The sequence below is a fragment of the Zarconia sp. genome (assembly GCF_057467645.1).
Window position 1 is genome coordinate 107,541 of sequence record NZ_JBRJXU010000108.1, and the last position, 19,279, is coordinate 126,819.

Annotated in this window: 14 protein-coding genes and 2 pseudogenes; 11 read left to right on the forward strand and 5 right to left on the reverse strand. The window is 52.2% G+C overall.

Going from position 1 to position 19,279, the window contains the following annotated elements:
- Positions 1–29 precede the first annotated feature (29 nt).
- From AC2215_RS16880 to AC2215_RS16900, 5 genes and pseudogenes are all read left to right on the forward strand, one after another.
- Positions 30–911: a class I SAM-dependent methyltransferase gene (locus tag AC2215_RS16880; RefSeq protein WP_486811160.1), complete on the forward strand. Its 882-nt coding sequence runs from the start codon at positions 30–32 to the stop codon at positions 909–911.
- Between the two features lie 700 nt (positions 912–1,611).
- Positions 1,612–3,291: an iron uptake porin gene (locus tag AC2215_RS16885; RefSeq protein ID WP_486811161.1), complete on the forward strand. Its 1,680-nt coding sequence runs from the start codon at positions 1,612–1,614 to the stop codon at positions 3,289–3,291.
- Between the two features lie 77 nt (positions 3,292–3,368).
- Positions 3,369–3,662, forward strand: a pseudogene (locus tag AC2215_RS16890) (RNA-guided endonuclease InsQ/TnpB family protein); the annotation flags it as partial.
- Between the two features lie 194 nt (positions 3,663–3,856).
- Positions 3,857–4,753 (forward strand): ROK family protein, encoded by an 897-nt coding sequence (locus AC2215_RS16895; RefSeq protein ID WP_486811162.1) that lies wholly within the window; start codon positions 3,857–3,859, stop codon positions 4,751–4,753.
- A 272-nt stretch (positions 4,754–5,025) separates the two neighbouring features.
- A pseudogene (locus AC2215_RS16900) lies at positions 5,026–6,241 on the forward strand (RNA-guided endonuclease InsQ/TnpB family protein).
- A gap of 16 nt (positions 6,242–6,257) precedes the next feature.
- Here AC2215_RS16900 and ilvN read toward each other — a convergent pair.
- Positions 6,258–6,776 (reverse strand): acetolactate synthase small subunit, encoded by a 519-nt coding sequence (ilvN, locus tag AC2215_RS16905; protein WP_486811163.1) that lies wholly within the window; start codon positions 6,774–6,776, stop codon positions 6,258–6,260.
- A 219-nt stretch (positions 6,777–6,995) separates the two neighbouring features.
- Here ilvN and AC2215_RS16910 point away from each other — a divergent pair, with 219 nt between their 5' ends.
- On the forward strand, positions 6,996–7,832 hold the full coding sequence (locus tag AC2215_RS16910) for a hypothetical protein (protein WP_486811164.1): 837 nt from the start codon (positions 6,996–6,998) through the stop codon (positions 7,830–7,832).
- 241 nt (positions 7,833–8,073) lie between these two features.
- On the opposite strand, the gene lgt is transcribed toward AC2215_RS16910, so the two are convergent.
- Positions 8,074–8,928, reverse strand: a complete 855-nt coding sequence (gene lgt / locus AC2215_RS16915) for a prolipoprotein diacylglyceryl transferase (RefSeq protein WP_486811165.1) — start codon at positions 8,926–8,928, stop codon at positions 8,074–8,076.
- Positions 8,929–9,406: 478 nt separating this feature from the next.
- Positions 9,407–11,473 (reverse strand): hybrid sensor histidine kinase/response regulator, encoded by a 2,067-nt coding sequence (locus AC2215_RS16920; protein ID WP_486811166.1) that lies wholly within the window; start codon positions 11,471–11,473, stop codon positions 9,407–9,409.
- A 3-nt stretch (positions 11,474–11,476) separates the two neighbouring features.
- Here AC2215_RS16920 and AC2215_RS16925 point away from each other — a divergent pair, with 3 nt between their 5' ends.
- The 5 genes from AC2215_RS16925 to cobM all read left to right on the forward strand — a co-directional run bounded on the left by AC2215_RS16925 (position 11,477) and on the right by cobM (position 16,532).
- Positions 11,477–11,650 carry a hypothetical protein gene (locus AC2215_RS16925; protein ID WP_486811167.1) on the forward strand — a complete coding sequence of 58 codons (174 nt, stop codon included), beginning with the start codon at positions 11,477–11,479 and terminating at the stop codon, positions 11,648–11,650.
- Positions 11,651–12,103: 453 nt separating this feature from the next.
- Positions 12,104–12,997 (forward strand): squalene/phytoene synthase family protein, encoded by an 894-nt coding sequence (locus tag AC2215_RS16930; protein WP_486811168.1) that lies wholly within the window; start codon positions 12,104–12,106, stop codon positions 12,995–12,997.
- Positions 12,998–13,173: 176 nt separating this feature from the next.
- A complete protein-coding gene (locus tag AC2215_RS16935; RefSeq protein ID WP_486811169.1) occupies positions 13,174–13,986 on the forward strand; it encodes a carbon-nitrogen hydrolase family protein in 813 nt (270 codons plus the stop codon).
- A gap of 372 nt (positions 13,987–14,358) precedes the next feature.
- Complete coding sequence (locus AC2215_RS16940; protein WP_486811235.1) at positions 14,359–15,726, forward strand: cation:proton antiporter; 1,368 nt, start codon at positions 14,359–14,361, stop codon at positions 15,724–15,726.
- Complete coding sequence (cobM, locus tag AC2215_RS16945) at positions 15,726–16,532, forward strand: precorrin-4 C(11)-methyltransferase (RefSeq protein WP_486811170.1); 807 nt, start codon at positions 15,726–15,728, stop codon at positions 16,530–16,532. Before AC2215_RS16940 ends, cobM begins: the two co-directional genes overlap by 1 nt.
- A 16-nt stretch (positions 16,533–16,548) precedes the next feature.
- On the opposite strand, the gene AC2215_RS16950 is transcribed toward cobM, so the two are convergent.
- Positions 16,549–18,045 (reverse strand): thioredoxin-like domain-containing protein, encoded by a 1,497-nt coding sequence (locus AC2215_RS16950; RefSeq protein WP_486811171.1) that lies wholly within the window; start codon positions 18,043–18,045, stop codon positions 16,549–16,551.
- Between the two features lie 190 nt (positions 18,046–18,235).
- Positions 18,236–19,276 (reverse strand): ADP-ribosylglycohydrolase family protein, encoded by a 1,041-nt coding sequence (locus tag AC2215_RS16955; protein ID WP_486811172.1) that lies wholly within the window; start codon positions 19,274–19,276, stop codon positions 18,236–18,238.
- Positions 19,277–19,279 lie beyond the last annotated feature (3 nt).

Here is a 19,279-nt window from a genome sequence, read left to right on the forward strand (position 1 = left end):
CCTGATAAAAAGGGTTGAAGGAGAAAAATATGGAAATTTCAGCCACGATTCTCGATGGCATTCGGAGCAATTTAGCATCCCAGCCCGATCCGGGTATGGCAGTGCTAGATCTCGATACCCAGAGAAAACAGATTCAAACAGAATTAAACGTTTCTGCCCCCTTGGATGGCATGATGCGAGTCATGACCCGGATGCAGTTTCAGGAAGCACCCGATTTAGGCGAGATCGATTGGGAATCGGAATTAGCCACTTTTGAATCCATCGAATATCCTAAATACTACCTTCAGCCTTTTCATAGCGTTCTTGGAGGATGGTTGTCAGCAACGGCCGCAGCGGGGAATCGAATCGCAATGGAAGCGGTTTTAGAAAACGCTCATCCCAAAAAATCATTGGGATTTCGAGAAGAAATCGCCGGATTATTTCCCAAAGAGGCTCACCACATTTTAGACTGGGGAGCTGGTATTGGAGATGATGCCGCGGCGATCGCTCGCCGTCTTCCCAACGCGACGGTCACGGCATGGGACGCTTCTCCGTTCATGATTGTTGTCGGTCGCCTCTACCACCAGGAAATTCCCAATCTCCATTGGCAACATGGTTTAGTGGAAAAAAACGGCTTACCAGACAATTCGGTTGATGCGGTCAATATGACTTATCTGCTCCATGAATGTCCCGATGAAATTAAGCGGGTAATCCTAGCAGAGTGCTGGCGAGTTCTCGCCCCTGGAGGTCGGATCGTCGTCACAGATTCGCTCCCGGGCGACTTGTATTCTTACAGAGGCTTCTTTGAGCCGTATAAAGAGCAATGGCTAAAAATTGACCCCATTCGCCTACTACAAGAAGCCGGATTTATCAAGATCGCAGCTCATCAGCTGGCGAATTCGACTTGGACTCGCGTTGGGGAGAAGCCGTAAGCATTCAGCCCTCAGCTGTCCGCGATCTGCAGGTTTTAGCGGGTTAAATGTTGCCCAACTAATATCAAGTTCGGTTGAATACTGACAATGACCGTTGTGGTAAGAATCGGGGGCATCGGGAACTCCGACCGAGAGACTAAAAGAAGAGATCGGTCGGGTAGCGCTTAATTGTCACGAATTATCCGAACTTGATATAAAGACAACTGGTATAGCAGTCGCCATATCGGTTAGGTCACAATTGACTATGGGCTTCGGGGGCTTCGGAGGCTTCGGGGGCAGGGGGGGAAAGACCTCAGGTTAGTTACACAAATTTTCGATTCTGTCCTAACCGCCCTGACAGTTGCTATAAATATTTGTGGCGATACTCAACAGGTGCCCGAGGCATTGAGTTTCTCGATGGAAGCCGTGCGAGCTTTCGGGCCGTAGAATTTTCGCGTCACTCCAGCATGAACGATCGGTCTTTTCGAGATCGAGCGATTGAATCATCAAAAATGTGATAATCATTCTTATTCTCAAAACTCGAAAAGATTGATAGGATATTCAACCGAGGGAGCAATCGAGCGCGATCGGGCAGTGCGATCGTGTTAGTTTTTGCTGCCAATCGAGACAAATATTCCAGAGAACGCTAACCGCTCGAACGTGACTCGATCTGATACTCGTTCGAGTGTCCGTCCGGTTTATAGATGTGAGGAAAACCAACGTGAAATACCCAACAATTTGGTTGCAGATAGCTGCGTTATGTCCGACGATCGCCCTCGGAAGCGTTTCTGTGGGAACCGGGGCAATGGCGATCGAACCCACAGAACCCCCGATTTGGGAAAGCGACCCCCTCTCTCAAGTCACCTCCGTTTCGCAACTGTCAGACGTACAGCCCACAGACTGGGCATTTCAAGCCCTGCAATCTCTCGTCGAACGCTACGGCTGCATTGCCGGATATCCCGACGGAACCTATCGCGGTAACCAGGCAACCACCCGTTACGAATTTGCTGCCGGTTTAAATGCTTGCCTCGACCAAATTCTCAATTTAGTCGATGTGGAAGCGGAAGTCACCGCAGAAGATTTAGCGGTTATCCGGCGATTGCAAGAAGAGTTTGCCGCCGAACTAGCCACCCTGCGAGGACGAGTCGATGCCCTCGAAGCCCGCACGGCCGAACTCGAAGCCAACCAATTTTCCACCACCACCAAATTAACCGGACAAGTCGGATTTGCCGTCAGTAGCGTGTTTGGGAACGAGAAACCGGGGGGCGAAAGTTTGGATAGCATTCCCGTCTTCAATAACCGAGTGCGCTTGTTGCTCAATACCAGTTTTACCGGCCAGGATTTGCTCCTCACCCGTCTCGATGCCCTGAATACGGTTCCTTTTGGGCCCGGAGAGGGAGACGAACCCAATATCACCGGAACCAGCATGACGCGCACGGCATTCGATGAAGGTTCTGACAACAGCGTGCGTCTGGGCAAACTAATGTACAGTTTTGCTTTAGGGAACTCGGGACATTCTGGAGACCATGACGGACACGGACACGGACACGGACATGGACACGGACACGGACATGGCGCTTCTGGAGGTCCCTTAACGGTCTTTATCGATGCCGTAGGGGGCGAGTTCAATGAAAATTTCGTCAACTTTAACGAATCCTTCTCCGAAGAACTCACCGGGGCAATCTCTCGTTTCGGACGGTTCAATCCCATTTACTACCAAGGCTTAGAAGGATCGGGGGCATCCCTCAATTACGATTTGGGGGACGCTGCGAGCATTTCGATGGGGTATCTTGCCTTTAATCCCAGCAACCCCGAACCAAAGAACGGATTGTTTAATGGCAGCTATGGCGCGTTGGGTCAACTCGCCCTCTTCCCTACCGACGACCTGCGATTGGGATTGACCTACGCCCGCGCCTACTACTCCAGCGAAGAAGTGGTGGTTTCTGGGGAGACCGGCAGCGAACTGGCGAACGCTCCCTTTGGGGAAGATACTGCAACGACAGCCGACCACTTCGGTTTCAATGCCAGTTTTGCCCTGAGTCCGTCGTTTAACCTTTCGGGATGGGCGGGCTTGAGCCTCGCCCACGCAGCCGTGGATGGTTTGGGGGTGAACGAAGGGGACGATGCGACGATTTTCAACTGGGCTGTGACCTTGGCGTTTCCCGATTTGGGATCCGAGGGGAGTTTGGGTGGATTGATTGTCGGTCAGCCCCCTCGGGTGCTCGATAACGATGGTGGACCCGATGCCGAAGAGGCTTCTTGGCACCTCGAAGCCCAGTATCGCTACCAGGTCAACGATAATATTGCCATTAACCCCGGTTTATTTGTGGTGCTCAATCCGGAAAATGAAGATAACGATGCGATTTGGGTGGGGACGATTCGGACGATTTTCGAGTTTTAAGCCATCGGTACAGCGGTTTTAACCGCAGTCAATCTGGGAGCTGTCATACACAGCAACTTTAGATCGCAAACTTGCCATCCATTAGTGATGCTGGCTGGTATCAGTTCCGGGTGTGGCTCGAATACTTCGCCCAAGTTTTTGGCAAAGTTACCGTAGTTGTTCCCCCGGCATACACTAGCCAGGATTGCTCTGAATGCGGCAAACGGGTCAAGAAATCGCTTTCGACTCGAACCCATGTTTGTGAATGCGGCTGCGTTCTCGACCGAGATGAAAATGCCGCCCGAAATATCCTCATAAAGGGATTGCGTACCGTGGGGCACACGGGAACTCAAGCTTGGGAGCCAGTGCGGTCTTGGGGGTTTCCCCCATGAGCAACTGGCGTGGAGATCTAAACCTCTGCTCGGTGTCAGAGATGATCTTGAGTAAGTCCAGGTCCGTGAACCAAGAATCTCCCATCTTTTAAGTGGGGGAGTGTCAAGCAACTTTAACAAGTTCGCTCGCCTATTTTCTGCCACAACCCGTTATAGTTCAATATGTCGAAGCACGATAACGGAAGCGCAAGCCTATGGAAATAGCAGTCGAAGCGATCGGGATCGACCTCGGGGGAACCACCATAAAATTGGGGCGATTCGATCGAGACGGAAATTGCCTGCAACAACTGAGCGTTCCTACACCGCAGCCTTCAACCCCGGAAGCCGTCCTGAATGCCATGGTGGAGGCAGTTGCCCAACTCGACCCCGACGGGAAATGCGCGACCATCGGCGTGGGAACCCCAGGTCCGGTGGATGCTACCGGACGCATCGCCCTAGTTGCGATCAACCTCGCCAACTGGCACGACGTTCCCCTCGCAGACTGGTTGGAAGCCAAAACCCATTGCCCCGTTACCCTCGCTAACGATGCTAACTGCGCCGGATTGGGAGAAGCGTGGTTGGGGGCCGGTCGTCACTGTCGCGATTTACTCGCGATCACCCTGGGAACGGGGGTGGGTGGGGCTATTATTCTCAATGGCGAGTTATTTGTGGGTCGCAACGGGTCTGCTGGGGAACTGGGACTGATTACCCTCAATCCCGATGGTCCCCCCTGTAACAGCGGCAATCGCGGGTCTCTCGAACAACATGTTTCCGTCCAAGCTATCCGCCGAGAAACGGGGCTAGAACCCCTCGAACTGGCCCAAAAAGCCCGCGCGGGAGATCGAGAGGCGATCGCTTTCTGGGAGAGCTACGGTCGCTTGCTCGGAGCAGGTTTAGCCAGTTATATATATATGCTCACGCCCGAGGCGATCGTTATTGGTGGGGGAATTAGTGCCAGTGCGGATTTATTTTTGCCCGTGGCGCAAGCTGAAATCGAGCGTCGCGTTCTGCCGATTTTGCGAGAGGGTATGCAACTTTGCGTTGCACGGTTAGGGAACCAAGCGGGGATGGTGGGGGCAGCAAAACTGGCGTGGGGGAAACTCTCGACCTGAAATGTCTGTCTAAACGGTTTGTTTAACTATGGGGAGTTTGAGGGGTTGATAAGTCCCGCTCTCTATTTGGCAGCGATACAAAGGAATCTTTTGATTCCGCGCCGCTACAAATGAGCGCGTCTGTTACAGCAACCTAAACGCGAAAATTGAGAGGTTTCTCCTGCGCAGACGCTACGCGAACGATGCCTCGGAGATTTTCAACCAACACGTTCTTATTATCCGGAATGCTTTTAATGCGAATTGTATATAATATTAATAAGGGGTGATAAACAATGCAACACCGCGCAACCAAAGTCAGAATTTATCCGACCCCCTCTCAGCAACAAATTCTCGCTCAACATTTTGGCTGTGCGCGGTGGTGGTGGAACTACGCTCTCAACTTGAGCATTACCACCTACCAAGAGACGGGGAAGGGTTTGACGCAATCAGCGCTCAATTCCTACTTGCCGAAACTCAAAAAAGACCCCGAAACCGAGTGGCTGCGTGAATGCTATTCGCAAGTTCTTCAAGCCGCGACATTAAATCTGACGACGGCTTACAAGAACTTTTTCGCTCGTCGTGCCCGTTACCCTCGGTTCAAGTCGAAGAAAAACAGACAATCAATCCAATACCCGCAGGGTGTCAAGTTGGTCGATGGTCTGTTGAAATTTCCCGGAAAACTGGGGGAGGTTACGACCAAACTTCATCGACCCATCGAAGGAAAAATCAAGACGGTGACGGTCAGCATGACCCCATCGGGTAAGTATTTTGCTTCGGTGTTGACTGAGATTGAAAGTGAGACACCAACCCCAAGCACCGATGGTAAAGTTGCCGGAATTGACCTGGGGTTAAAAGAATTTGCCATTGTCAATGATGGAGTCAAAACCTCTAAGTTCGCGAACCCTAGGTATTTTAAAAAGCACGAACGGAATCTGGCTCGCAAACAAACAAAACTCGCTCGCAAACAAACGGGGAGTAATTCAAGGAATAAAGCACGTAAACTCGTAGCACGAGTACATGAGCGACTAGCCAATGCTCGTTTTGACTTTTTACACAAGCTTTCTCGAAAGCTCGTTGACGACAACCAAGTCATCGTGGTGGAAAACCTGAATGTGAAAGGTATGGTCAGGAACCATAAGCTAGCGTCTGCTATTTCCGATGTCGGTTGGGGAACCTTTGTGAACTTCCTCGCGTACAAACTCGAACGCGAAGGGAAGGTGTTGGTCGAGATAGACCGATGGTTCCCCAGCTCGAAAACCTGCTCGAACTGCCATTATCAAATCGGCCAACTACCTCTAGACGTTCGCTACTGGGATTGCCCAAGTTGCGGTACGCATCACGACCGTGACGAAAATGCGGCAATCAATATCGCAAGCAGAAGGAATTAGACAGCTACGGGTCTTGGGAACCAGGACTTCTGCTGATGGAGGGGATGTAAGTCCAAAGCGCGGACGCAAGTCCGTGTTGGGGCAATCCCCCGTGAAATCAGAAGCCAGCGCTCTGGAGTAGAGGAGCTATGGCGAGTTCACACTTTGGCTTCGACGACTTTGAGATATTCCGTATTCACCCCCGACTCGCGAGTCAGGGCAATTTTTCCGGTGCGGGCAACTTCGCGCAAGCCAAACTTTTGCAAAACTTGGACGATCGCCACCATTTTACCCGGATCGCCCACCACTTCTACCATGACGGAACTATCGGAAACATCGACGATGCGGGCGCGAAAAATTTGGACGATTTCGAGGATTTCCGAGCGCGTCGTGCTGTTGGCATTGACTTTGAGCAACATTAATTCCCGTTCGACACAGGGAACTTCGGTAATATCTTGAACCTTGAGAACGTTCACCAATTTGTAGAGTTGCTTGGTGAGTTGCTCGATGACGCGATCGTTTCCCGGCACCACCATCGTAATTCGGGAAACGCCCCCCTGTTCGGCAGCACCCACCGCTAAACTTTCGATATTGAATCCCCGACGGGCAAATAATCCGGCAATTCGCGTGAGGACACCCGCCTCATCTTCCACCAGCACGGAAAGGGTATGTCTCATGATCGTTTGAGAAGATTTCCATAGAGTCTAATCTCCTCTTGTACCATAAGAAGCTCGATCGGTTAAGGACTTGCAAGATTTCATATTGAATGGCGCGCCCAAAATGACCGAGATGATGGTTTCCAGAATCGGCAACTCTCATTCCATTTTCGGAAAGATATTCGATGGCATGTTTGCCATAATACGCCTCAAATAGAAAAACGCTTCCATTTTAAAAAGATGACGATTGTAAACGTTCTGCAATTTATGCGGAAGACATCAAGGGATGCAATTTTGCAAAAACAACTCGAAGCCCTCATGGGAGCCGGGGATGGTAATATCAGTAGCGCCAGAGAGCTAGACGATCGAGAAGCCCAAGCGCTCAAGGGCGAGCGCGGCTCTTTAGTCACAGAGTTTGCCAACCAAAAAGGGTTTGAGTTCTCTAAAACGGAACTCGATACCGTTGTCGATGCATTTGGTCGCCACCAGTCTGGAGAACTCTCCCTCGGACAGTTATCGGCAGTTTTGGGGTGGTCGGAGTTGGAACTCCAGCCCCAAGATGCGCTTCCCTCCATGAAAAAGACCGTAGAGTTGGTCTATCGCGGGATTCGCTATCAAAAATCTGGAGGGACTTTAATTCCGATGGATTCGCCGCCGAACAAACCTCTGAAGTATCGCGGTGCCAAAATTCAAGAAACCCAAGGGGCAACACCCATCCAGCGAGTTTTACAATTTATGCACGAGACATCTTCAGATGCAATTTTGCAAAAACAGCTCGAAGCTCTGATGGGAGTTGGAGATGGTAACATCAGTGGGTCCGGAGAATTAGATGTAGAAGAAGCCCGAGCGCTCAAGGGCGAGCGCGGTATTTTGGTCACAGAATTTGCCAATCAAAAAGGTTTTGCGTTTTCTAAAGCCGATCTCGAGACGGTTGTGGATGCCTTTGAAGGTTATCGGGCGGGCGTTCTTTCCGAGGAAGATCTCGGTAAAGTACTCGGTCGCTCTGACGTGAATCGAGGCTCGCTCCAAAAGGCTGTTTCCTTGGTTTATCGAGGCTTGCGGTATGCAACGAGCTAGTGCAGCGCGGCAGAAATAACTGACCAGCTTTCAACCGGTAAAAGCTATGTACAGTAAGCATTTTTAATTTTTTATTTTGCGTGCATCGCGAGCGGTGTCGGTTTGAGTCCCGTTCAACTTTTCAAGACGCATTTTTAATGACCCGTAGCGGCACTAGTCGCTCGGGGGGTGGGACAACGGGAGCATTGGGGAGCTAAAACCCTTCGCAATTTCTCCCGTTGCTTCCCTTCGCCCCATCTCCTCATTCTCCCGACTGCCGCGTCTGAGATGAATGGGAGGGGACGACATCCGGTAGGGTGCGATCGAACCGGTAGAGCCAAATTAACCCGACAATGCCCAAAATCATTCCTAGGGCACTCACCACCTGGGCAATTTGCAGCGGCCCGAGCATCAAGCTATCGGTGCGCAACCCTTCGATCCAAATCCGTCCGGCACTGTAACTGGCGAAGTAGACCAAGAATAGAGTCCCGGGTTTGAGGACGGGTTGTCCTTTCAGGCTGCGGAAAAACAACACTAGCAACAGTCCGAATACCATCAAATTCCAAAGGGATTCGTAGAGAAACGTGGGGTGAAAGTACTCGAAATTTTGGTATCCTGCCGGACGTGCCTCTGGGGGAATGTAGAGCTTCCAGGGTAAATCCGTCGGTGCGCCGAACGCTTCTGAATTGAAAAAATTCCCCCATCGCCCGATCGCCTGACCTAAAATCAGGGAGGGAGCAACAACATCCATGAGTTGCCAAAAAGAAGTTTTCTGAAAGCGAGCAAACAGGAAAGCTGCTAGAAGACCTCCGAGAATGGCTCCGTGAATGGCAATTCCCCCCCGCCAGATGGCGATAATCTGTTCGGGATGGGCGGCGTAGGTTTGCCATTGAAACAGGACGTAGTACAGTCGGGCCATCGGAATTGCCCCGAGCACTAGCCAAATGGCTAAATCTCCCACCATTTCGGGATCGATGCCCCGGCGCTTGGCTAAAGATTGAGAGAGATTGACCCCGATTAAGATGGCCGATGCAATCAAAAGACCGTACCAGCGGATTGTCAGCGGTCCGAGTTCAAATAGAATTCGTCCGGGAGAGGCAAATATAGCAGTAGCCATATCGGTTAGGGCACAAGTTACCGTGGGCAGGGGAGGTAGCCGGTCGGACCCCGAGTTCGCGCGCGCATACGCAAGGGAACGCCGACCGTTGGGAGGCAGGGAGGGAAAGAGCACCGGTTAACGAGCTCAGTGTCGGGCATTGTCTGCGCCCGCACTGGCGGTTGCGATACAAAAGCTTGTACGTATCAATGTGGCAACACGATCGGGCGCTCCAACTGCTGATGCGGAACCGATCGAGATTCCGATCGCACTCTTTTTGTTCGATCTGTGGCAATCGAGCACAGAATGCCGAGTGGGGAATCCATCGAGAAAATGAGTAACTTTTCGACGATCGCGATCGACCCCTGTCAAGCTAGCAGCTTAACATATAGCAACCTCCAGAGCCATCATTCCTCGGGGAAGTCGCGCCAGACGGGCAGGCTGAGGTGGCTCGCTCTCGAAGAGCTCGGGGGGTCGTTGCCAGTTTTAGCGCTGGCAATTACATGATATATTTCTTGAGAACTGCAGCGAGTCGATCGCAATTGACAGGTTTGCTCAAGTAATCCTCCACGCCAGCTTCGAGACAGCGTTCGCGATCGCCCATCATCGCCAAAGCCGTTGTCGCTACCACAGGAATCGACTGCCAGTCTGGATTGGCCTTAATTTGCCTTGTGAGCTCCAAACCATCGAGTCCGGGTAACTGAATATCCATCAAAATCAGGTCGGGATGGTTATCTTGCAGCCAGTCGAGAGCTTCTTGACCGTCACCCACGTGGTGAACCTCGTAGCCCCAATATTGGAGCACGTCCCGCAATAACATGGCATTGTACTGATGGTCTTCGACTAAGAGTAATGAAGAACTCGATTTAGCCGAACCGTTTCCTGAATTGTTGTGGGAACTGAGTTGGGAGATTTCATCTGTCGGATGCTGGTGTAAATTCAGCGGTAGAGAAATGGTAAACTGACTGCCTTCCCCTGCCTTGGACTGACATTCGACCGTTCCGCCGTGGAGTTCGGCCAGCTGTCGGGTCAACGCCAATCCCAAACCCGTCCCCTCGTGCTGCTTTCCGTTACTGTCGAGTTGTTGAAACGGTTGAAATAAAAGAGTTTGTTGGTCTTCGGGAATGCCTATCCCTTCATCCCAAACCACCAAATGTAAATATCCCGCTTGAGTCTTGGCTTCCAACCCAATGTGACCCCCCTCTGGGGAAAATTTAATCGCATTGGAGAGTAGATTCAGTAACATTTGCCGTACCCGCAGTTCGTCAGCCACCAGTAGGGGTAAATCCGGTTGAATCGAAACTTGAATTTCCTGGTTGCGGCTGCGCGCCTGTTCGCCGACTAAGGAGAGGGTGGCTTCGCAAACTTCTGGAATGGAAATCGGCTCGACATCGAGTTTGACTTTCCCCGCCTCAACCTTCGATAAGTCGAGCACGTCGTTAATCAAATTCAGTAAGTGCTCCCCACTGTGGTGAATGCGCTGGATGTATTGCAGTTGTTTGGAATTAACTTCCCCAAAAATTTGCTGTTCGAGCAGAGACGAAAACCCCAAAATCGAAGTCAGGGGAGTTCGCAACTCGTGAGACATATTTGCTAAAAAGCGCGATTTGAGCTTGCTAGCCCGTTCGAGTTCGAGATTTTTGGCAGCCAACTCGGCTTGAATCGCTTTTTGGCTGGTAATATCCCGGCAAATAATCGAGACGGCGGTGGGTGTCGAGTTTTCGCTGAGAATCGGACTCACGGACACCAGGGCCGGAAATCGCTCTTTGCTGCGACGCTGGCAGATGACTTCACCACTCCATCCCCCGGGATTGAAGAGATTCGAGGGATTGTGGCGAGGTCGAATCGCTTGCTGAATCAGCCATTGAATCGGAACTTGAGAGTCTTCCGGGTAAAAAATGGCGGCATTTTGACCCACCAGAGCGCCCACATCGTAACCGAACATCCAGTCGGTGGCGGAGTTGGCATAAATCACATTGCCCTGCAGATCGACGATCGCCGCACTATCGTAAGCCGAATCGACCGCTTTCACAAACATCTGGAGCTGCTGCTCGAAGCGCTTGCGTTCGGTGATATCCCGCGCGATACCGATGCCACCGATGAGCTTGCCATTGCGGAAGAGCAAGCGACCGTTCACTTCCATGTGAATCGGCGGGCTATCGATGGGTTGGAGCATGAACTCGAAGTCTTTGAGTTCGCCGGTACAGAGCAAATTGGCAAACGCTTGAGCCGTTTCTTCGCGACAGCTCGGGGCAATAAATTCCAGATAGGGGCGACCCTGCCATCGATCTTGACCGCATCCTAAAATTCGCTGCCCGTAGTCGTTAATATAGGTTAAATTACCGGCGAGATCGACGGTATACACCATATCGTTAGCCGTCTCAACATAGGCGCGGAATAACTCTTCTGAATTTTGGATTCCAACTTCGATGGGCATGGAGGAGTGGGTTTGAGATTGGGGGAAAGAACGGTAGGGTGGCGTGGGTATACTTTCAAACGGCAGTCGTTGCTGTTCTAAGAATGCCAATTGCCGAGGCTGTTTACCATGCTCGTGTTTGGAGGACATACCATGTTTACCGGGTATCTGGATACGCTCTGTGTACCGATCTCGCCACCCACTCGGGTTCGTGATGGGGTCAACTCAACCCGCAAGCGTCCCGACGAGTTGCGCTTCGGACGCGGTACCGATATGCACCCCAAAACCAATCCACCAAGTCTCTATGCGATAAAGCTCCGAGGTTAGTTACCTAAAGAGCCGATTTTACGGCCAGATTCTTAGTTACAATTTAACTCAGATCCACAGAAATTCAGATGGTTTCCTGAAGAACTACTGAATTTCGATCGCCTTTGGGACTCTTATGGGGTGAGTAAATACGGACAAGCTCGAGTGCGATCGAGTTGGAGCAAATGTGTACCTGTCAAGGCAATTGAGTCCCGCGTATCGGAATAGGGATGTAACAAACGCACGTTGCTCGGGGTTTTAGGAGTTTGGGCTGGAGAAATTCGATCTAATCTATAGGTAGTTGAATTTCAACAATCGGTCGGTGTCTCATCGGCCGAATTTTGGCAATTCTTACAGAGTTTCGGGGTATTCAGGGTGTATACATCCATTGGTATTACATCAAACGTACAAAACGAGCGTTTCTCGGACGCTCGCGGGTCAAAGGCGCAGATCTCACAACTGGTGGGCTCGTCTTTGTACCGTGCTTTCGCTGATGATTCTCTCAAGGACGAAGACAACGTCGCTTGGGTGATGACATTAGATCCGGGGGTCCGTCAAGACTGGATCGAGCGGATTGGCTGGATTCGGTTAGTCGATCGATGGGCGGAAAACGAGCTACTCGACGATCGCTGTTGTGAATTTCAACAGTTTCGAGCGGGTTGGGAGTTTTTGCGCGATCGCGGCTTCGTACCCCCGGGTCATCCTCGCGAGTCCATGCTGACTCGAATGCAAGGGTGCTGGTTCGGCTCGAAAATCACTCGGGCCGACGTGTTGGCGGTGAAATCCTGGGATATCTATCTCCAGGCGATTTCCACCTACCACCAGCCCAATCTGGTTGTGGACAGCCTCGAAGAATACGAACAAATGCTCGAACATTTGGCGGGTAGATTCTTTCAGATTCTGCCATTTTTATCGCCAGATCTGTGGCAAGCTGCGTGTTACTTCGGGATGCTCGACCAGTTTTACAACAACTTGCGTGACTTGCACGAGGACGCACAGCAGGGCATTTGCTATTTTCCTCGGGAGGTTTTAGCACGCTTCGGCGTCACTCGCGAGGAGATTTTGCAATCGAAATGCATTCGCGATCGCAGCTACTACCAACTCATTGAGTTTTGGCTCGATGAGTATTTGCCGCGATTGCGGGCGAAAGCCAATGGTTTCATCGAAGCCAAGGGACTTCATCCCTCCTGGCAAATTTTGCGAGATTGGTCCCTCGCTCGATATTGCCGGATCGAGGAAATTTTCCGTTGCTGTGGATTTGACTACGTCTGCTTTCCTCAATATTACTGGACGGCAGTCGCAGAGGATCTAAAGCGGTGGAAATTGCATTCCTCGACAGGAGTCGCTTGGCGATCGAATCCTAACTAAATCGATTGTGGGGGTCACCGTAGGGGAGTCTCATCCGAAGGTTCCCTCGATCCCCCCACATCCATTTACTCCAGAAGTCGGGAGTCAGAAGGATAAGATCTTTCTGGCTGCTGGCTTCTCACTTTTAGAGACAATGTAATTTGGACGAAATTTTACCTTCTTTCATCGAGTTATCTATGAAATCCTATCTTGCCGCAGCCATTCAAATGACCAGCATCCCAGATTTGCAAAAAAATCTGATTCAGGCTGAAGAACTCATTGACTTAGCCGTTCGTCAAGGGGCAAAGTTGGTGAGCTTACCGGAGAATTTTTCGTTCTTGGGAGAAGAAGCCGAAAAAGTCCAACAAGCCCAAGAGATTTCCCAGCAGAGCGAGCAATTCTTGAGAACGATGGCCCAGCGCTATCAAATTACCGTCGTGGGGGGAGGATTTCCCGTACCGGTGGGCGATGGCAAAGTCTATAACACCGCAACCATCGTCGACCCCCACGGCATCGAACTGGCTCGATATCAAAAGGTGCATCTCTTTGATGTCAACCTGCCCGATGGTAATACCTACGAAGAATCCGGAACGGTGAAAGCCGGTACGGACTTGCCTTCGGTCTATCCTTCCGAGGAATTGGGAAATTTAGGTCTGTCGGTGTGCTATGATGTGCGCTTTCCCGAATTATACCGCCATCTTTCTAGTTCGGGGGCCGACATCCTCTTCGTACCGGCCGCATTTACCGCCTATACCGGGAAAGACCACTGGCAGGTGCTCTTGCAAGCGCGAGCGATCGAAAATACCTGTTACGTCATTGCTCCGGCTCAGACCGGCTGTCATTACGATTTGCGCCACTCCCACGGTCATGCCACCATCGTCGACCCCTGGGGAGTGATTCTCGCCGATGCCGGAGACGAAAGCGGGATGGCGATTGCCGAAATCGATCCCAACCGCATCGAACAGGTTCGCAGCCAAATGCCATCTCTCAAACATCGGGTGTTTGCATAAGGAAGATGGTTTCGCGTTCGGGGTCGGGATGTGTTGACCTTCACTCAACAATGGAAAATGGGAGTCTGCTGACCCCGCACTTTGAGAGCAGGTTGTTGGCGATGTCAATTCCTAATGACCGATATTTACGGTGTTTATTCGCTCCTGCCTCCGTTGTATCCTCCAATTCCCCGTATTTCCGGTCATTGACAGGAGTTTCAACCATCTTTTGCCTCCCTGAAGAACTTAACTCAACGCCAAAAAACCGACACCGGTCAGCATTCCCCGTCGTCAATAGCGCTCGATAACCATGTACATTAGACAGAGCGAGTTTTGAGTACATCGTGAATGTTTGATTGCATTGACTGGGTACACCTACCCACGTTTTTTTCGATGCTTTTCCAGGAGAGCGCGATCTCCCCGTTACTGGCGACCGCCACCGAAACTGAAGTGGAAGCCGAACCCTCGATCGTGCTGGCTGGTGTGCTGCTGAGTTTGGTGGCCATCTACTTCGCCAGCAAAATTGGGGGTGAAATCTGCGCCCGGATTAACTTACCCCCCGTTCTCGGCGATTTGGTCGGTGGGGTGGTTGTCGGGATTTCCGCTCTCAATTTACTAGTCTTTCCCGATTCGGGTGCCCTCGGGAGTGACTCGCTGATTATGAGCGTTCTCCAGGCAACCAGCAGTTTGACCCCGGATGCGTTGCAGGTGACCTTCGAGGCGCAAAGCGAGGTCATCTCGGTTCTTTCGGAACTGGGGGTGGTCATTTTGCTGTTTGAAATCGGACTCGAATCGGAACTTTCGGAACTGATTAAATACGGACCCCAAGCGGCGATCGTCGCGGTGGTGGGAGTCGTGGTCCCGTTTACCCTAGGAACCCTCGGACTGATTGCCCTATTTGGCGTACCGACCATTCCGGCGATTTTTGCCGGAGCGGCTCTAACGGCAACGAGTATCGGCATCACAGCCAAGGTTCTGGCTGAAATCGGTCGATTGAGTTCTAAAGAAGGGCAAATTATCATCGGTGCGGCGGTTCTCGATGATGTTTTGGGAATTATCATCCTGGCGGTGGTTGCCAGTTTGGTGAAAACTGGCGAAATCGAAGTGACGAATATTATCTACCTCACGATTAGTGCGGGAGCGTTTTTAATCGGAACGATCGTCCTGGGACGGTTGCTCGGTCCCTATTTCGTCGCCCTGGTGAAACAGTTGAAAACGCGAGGTCCGCTGTTGATTTCGGCGTTGATTTTTGCGTTCTTACTCTCTTACGTTGCCGCCGCCATTCAACTCGAAGCCATTCTCGGGGCCTTTGCCGCTGGATTGGTGCTTGGGGAAACGGAAATTCAACAAGAACTCGAAGAACAGGTGATTCCGATTTCGGATATGCTGGTGCCCATTTTCTTCGTCGTGGTGGGCGCGCGCACGGATTTAGCGGTTCTCGATCCCACGGTTCCCAGCAATCGCGCTGGATTGGTCATTGCTGCGTTCTTGATTGTTGTTGCGATCGTGGGTAAAGTCGTCACTGGCTTTACGGTGTTCGGTCAACCGGATATTCAGCGTTTGGGCATTGGCGTGGGCATGATTCCCCGAGGTGAAGTGGGATTGGTGTTTGCCGGTGTGGGGGCGGCCAGCGGCGTTTTATCGGACTCGTTGCAAGCGGCAATTATTATGATGGTGATTTTAACCACGTTTGTTGCCCCGCCCTGGCTGCGACTGGTGTTTGCCGATAGCGATCGCCTCGAAACAGTGCAGGAAGAGTAATGACAACAGACGCTATTTCGCTCGGGTCTCTCAAACCAGCGGTTTATATCGTGGGGGCGGGACCTGGCGACCCGGAATTGCTCACGGTCAAAGCTCAGAATCTTTTGGCGCGAGCGGATGTCATTCTCTTTGCCGACTCCCTCGTGCCGTCCCAGATTTTGAACGAGACTCGCGCCGATGCGGAAATTATCCGCACTGGGAGCAAAACCTTAGAAGAGATCGTGCCGGTGATGGTTGCCCGGGTGCGGGAGGGTCGCGCGGTGGTTCGCCTTCACTCGGGTGACCCCACCCTCTACGGGGCAGTTCACGAGCAAATGCAAGCCCTAACCGAGGCGGACATTCCCTTTGAGGTTGTTCCCGGCATCAGCGCGTTTCAGGCGGCAGCAGCCAAGCTCAAGGTGGAATTGACGGTGCCGGAGTTGGTGCAGACGATTATCCTGACGCGCATTAGCGGGGCAGCCTCTTCGGTGCCTGAGGCGGAGGAGTTGGCATCCCTCGCGGCTCATCGATCGAGTTTGTGCTTGTATTTAGCTGCCCGCCACGCCCAGAAGGCGCAGGAGAAGTTGGCCGCACATTATCCGATCGATACCCCCGTCGCGGTCTGCTATCGCCTGGGATGGCCCGACGAGCAGATTTGGGTGGTTCCGTTAGCAGAAATGGCAGCGGTCACCGAACGGGAGAAGTTGATTCGGACAACGCTGTACGTTGTCAGTCCGGCGTTGGCGGCGGGTGACCAGAAGACGAGATCGCAACTTTACCATCCCCAGCACGAACATTTGTTCCGTCGCGCTCGAGGGTCAGAGTAACTTAGCTCGTCTACATCTAGTATCCATTTCGATCGGGTACGCACATCTGGGGTGCACACAATCCCGGTAACCCGAACTCCCCCACCTCCATCGTTGCCAAATCTACCCGACAAATTCGATGGTGGTTGGTATCGGCAATGTAGAGGTTGTTCCCCGCCACGCTCAAACCCGAGGGTTCGCGGAACTCCTCGCCCGTTCCCAGAACAGTCTTACAAAAACCGGTTTGCGGATTGACTTGCTTGATTTTGTGATTGTAGGTATCCGCCACCCACAGCCATCCGGCGGCGTACTCCACCCCCAAACAATGCTGGAGGCGCACCGCTTCCCCCATTCCATCCGCATCTCCAAAGCCGAATAACTCCCCACTGCCGCAAAGGGTACGGACGATCGCATCTTCTTCCAACCCCACCCCGCGAATGGAACTGGTTTCGCTATCGGCAACGAAAAGTTCCGTCCCGTCAGTAGCGATGCCACTGGGTTGGGCAAATGCTGATTCGTCGAGGGTGCCATCGATGCAAGACTCGCCCCCGCTACCAGCGTAAATGCCGATGGTGCGATCGTCTAAATCCATGCCCCAAATTTGATGGCAACCGGCCATAGCAACGAGCAAAATATCCTCGATTAAGGCGATATCCCAAGGAGAGTTTAGGGGAACTTCGATCGCCTCACCGGATTCGGGAGAGAAGCGATCGCGCTGTTTTCCCGTTCCGGCGATCGTACTAACTTCCTGCCGAGTGAAGTCAATTTGCCGCAAGGCGTGATTTTCCGTATCGGCAACGTAGAGAAGTTGTTGTGTCGCATCCCACGCCATCCCTTGGGGGGCAAAAAATTGAGCGGTGTCGAAGCTGCCATCGGCAAGTCCGGCATTTCCGGTTCCGATAACGTGCAGGACTTCCCCTTCCAAAGTGGCAGCGACGATGCGATGGTGCCCGGTATCGGCGATGAATAATCGATTTGTGGTTTCGTCGGCGAGGACTTTGCCCGGAAACGCGAGGGGAGTCGTGAGGGGTTGGGCTTGCTTTTCCAGGGTGAAGGAAATGGCGTGAAAATCCGTCGTTCCTTTATCCTGATGTTGTTGGAGGAGATCGGAGATCGCTTCGTCGAGAGCTTCTCGGTTGCCTTCCCCGGCGACGTGACCGATGCAGTACCCTTCAGGATCGATAACCACGATCGTCGGCCACGCCCGCACCGCATACTGTTCCCACAGTTCAAAATTGCGATCGACGATGACTGGATGTTCGATATCGTAACGCAGAATCGCCTGCCGGATATTCTCGATCTCCTTCTCGTTCTCGAATTTTGCCGAATGAACGCCAATCACAGTTAGGCTATCTCGATATTTTCGTTCCAAGTATTTCAAATCCGGGAGAACGTGGAGGCAGTTGATACAGCAATACGTCCAGAAATCCAGGAGAACGACGCGCCCTTTGAGGGATTTCAGGGAAAGGGGGCGATCGGTATTTAACCAGGGGAATTGGGGAGGAAATTCGGGCGATCGAACTCGGGCAGGCATCGTAGATCGATTAGGATACTCGTTAAGGTGGGCAGAGAGGGCAGGGCACTGTAGGGGCAAAGCATTGGAGTGATAAATGATGGGTCACGCGAAACTTTACATATCCAAATGCTTCGCCCACCTCACCGGAAGCAGGGGAGGAAGGAATCCGGTAAGATTACAAAATTGTCAAGCGCGGTCGTTGCGACTGCTATATTAGATTCTCCACCAATTCCGGTACTTGTGCCGCCCTGAGAAATTCCGGTCGGGGATTTTTTCCCTGTTGCGGATCGCATTGGAGAACAGCATTTTTCATCGCTTCGGGAATGCGACTCGCCCCGCAAGCCGCCCCGACAAGTCCACCGACGATACAGGCGTTGGTATCGGTATCACCGCCCCCCAGGAGGATTTCTCGAATCGCTTCGACGTAATCGGAACCCAGCAGTAAGTGACGGAAAGCATGGGTGAAGGCAATTTTCACAAAGCCAATGTGGGGATGGTAGGCAACGTTGACGTTATTTTCCGCATCTTGCAGCCAGTGGAGAACTTCGATCGCCCCGGAAACCGCTTCTGAGTTTTGCGGGAGATTTTGGAGAAACGTTGGCGAAGTTTGGGATACCAGCCAAGTTTTCGCCGCAGTAAAAGCCGCTTTGCGATCGCCCGGTTTTCTCATCAGATTTGCTATAGCGATCGTATAACAAGCCGCCGCCGCACCACAACTCAGATTTGGGTGGGACAACCGCGCATCTTGACGGGCAAAATCGGCGAGTTTGTCGTCGTCAAATCGATGCCCCCAAATCCCCAAAGGCGAAATTCGCATCAGACTGCCGTTGGCTTTCGAGGCCATACAGCGATCGGATGCTGCCTGACGCATTACCCCGGCATATCCGCGTTTGGAGAATAGTGGCAACCATTGCAATTCCCGGTACGCGCCCAGGGAAAAAGCCGTCGTGTTGCCGATGTCAAAGGGGTGAGAATCGATCCAGCGAGCGTAATTGCAGGCGATCGCTTCGAGATCGAACGTTTCCTTGACCGCTAACCCCCGAGCCAAACACAGCGTCAGTTCCCCATCATCAGTAATCTGTCCGGGGGCCACGTTCCAAACGCCACCCCCCGGCATTCCCATCGCCCAGTCAACCTCTTCGCGGGTAGGTTGGCGTCCGATAAATTCTAAAGTCGCCCCTGCCGCATCACCGACTAAAGCCCCCAGGAAGCAACCCAGGGCGGCATCGTGCAGATTTTTTGGAGGCATCGC

What these genes read in the sequence shown, in the direction of transcription:
- AC2215_RS16880 (WP_486811160.1), top strand. Translation starts at nt 30, where the DNA reads ATGGAAATTTCAGCCACGATTCTCGATGGCATTCGGAGCAATTTAGCA.
- AC2215_RS16895 (WP_486811162.1), top strand. Translation starts at nt 3,857, where the DNA reads ATGGAAATAGCAGTCGAAGCGATCGGGATCGACCTCGGGGGAACCACC.
- ilvN (WP_486811163.1), bottom strand. Translation starts at nt 6,776, where the DNA reads ATGAGACATACCCTTTCCGTGCTGGTGGAAGATGAGGCGGGTGTCCTC.
- AC2215_RS16910 (WP_486811164.1), top strand. Translation starts at nt 6,996, where the DNA reads ATGACGATTGTAAACGTTCTGCAATTTATGCGGAAGACATCAAGGGAT.
- lgt (WP_486811165.1), bottom strand. Translation starts at nt 8,928, where the DNA reads ATGGCTACTGCTATATTTGCCTCTCCCGGACGAATTCTATTTGAACTC.
- AC2215_RS16920 (WP_486811166.1), bottom strand. Translation starts at nt 11,473, where the DNA reads ATGTCCTCCAAACACGAGCATGGTAAACAGCCTCGGCAATTGGCATTC.
- AC2215_RS16925 (WP_486811167.1), top strand. Translation starts at nt 11,477, where the DNA reads ATGTTTACCGGGTATCTGGATACGCTCTGTGTACCGATCTCGCCACCC.
- AC2215_RS16935 (WP_486811169.1), top strand. Translation starts at nt 13,174, where the DNA reads ATGAAATCCTATCTTGCCGCAGCCATTCAAATGACCAGCATCCCAGAT.
- AC2215_RS16940 (WP_486811235.1), top strand. Translation starts at nt 14,359, where the DNA reads ATGCTTTTCCAGGAGAGCGCGATCTCCCCGTTACTGGCGACCGCCACC.
- cobM (WP_486811170.1), top strand. Translation starts at nt 15,726, where the DNA reads ATGACAACAGACGCTATTTCGCTCGGGTCTCTCAAACCAGCGGTTTAT.
- AC2215_RS16950 (WP_486811171.1), bottom strand. Translation starts at nt 18,045, where the DNA reads ATGCCTGCCCGAGTTCGATCGCCCGAATTTCCTCCCCAATTCCCCTGG.
- AC2215_RS16955 (WP_486811172.1), bottom strand. Translation starts at nt 19,276, where the DNA reads ATGCCTCCAAAAAATCTGCACGATGCCGCCCTGGGTTGCTTCCTGGGG.